The sequence below is a fragment of the Shigella sp. FC1967 genome, assembly GCF_001743005.1.
In the GTDB taxonomy this organism is placed as follows: Bacteria; Pseudomonadota; Gammaproteobacteria; order Enterobacterales; family Enterobacteriaceae; genus Proteus.
Genome location: NZ_MIIZ01001258.1, coordinates 1 through 439, shown reverse-complemented (window position 1 = coordinate 439; position 439 = coordinate 1). Strand labels below are relative to the sequence as shown.

1 pseudogene is annotated in these 439 nt (G+C 44.0%); it reads right to left on the bottom strand.

Annotated features, from left to right (window positions below):
- Positions 1–53: 53 nt before the first annotated feature.
- A pseudogene (locus BHE89_RS24010) lies at positions 54–439 on the bottom strand (hypothetical protein); the annotation flags it as partial.

Below are 439 nucleotides of genomic sequence, written 5' to 3'. Positions count from 1 at the left end.
TACCTTGTTCCACTAATGCAGGTAAAAGCGTTTTTAAGTCATTGGAAAGCGTTTCAGCCGTCGCCTTGAAAGGAGCTGAATAAAGCACGGTGGGCGTTTTCATCTGTGGTTATTTCGCCGTTATTACTGATGTTCCAAAGCCAAATGGGGGCTTGCCAGCGCAATAGGCGAAAGAGCTGGTGGAAATAGCGGCTTGCGGTATCGGTGTTGGTCGAATTTAAGTGATTAAATAAGGAATGACCCAGCGGTTGTTGCGATAAATTATTTTCTGATACCCAAATAACGGCATCAAGTGGACGACGGCGACGTAGCTGTTTTAGATCTTGAATTAAATTTTCATCCATAGGTTGATGGATATCGCCACCATAGATAAGCAATGTGCCGTTACTTTCTTGCCAGATCTCCGTTGTTAGGTTGGGAGTGAGTTTTTCGATAGCAA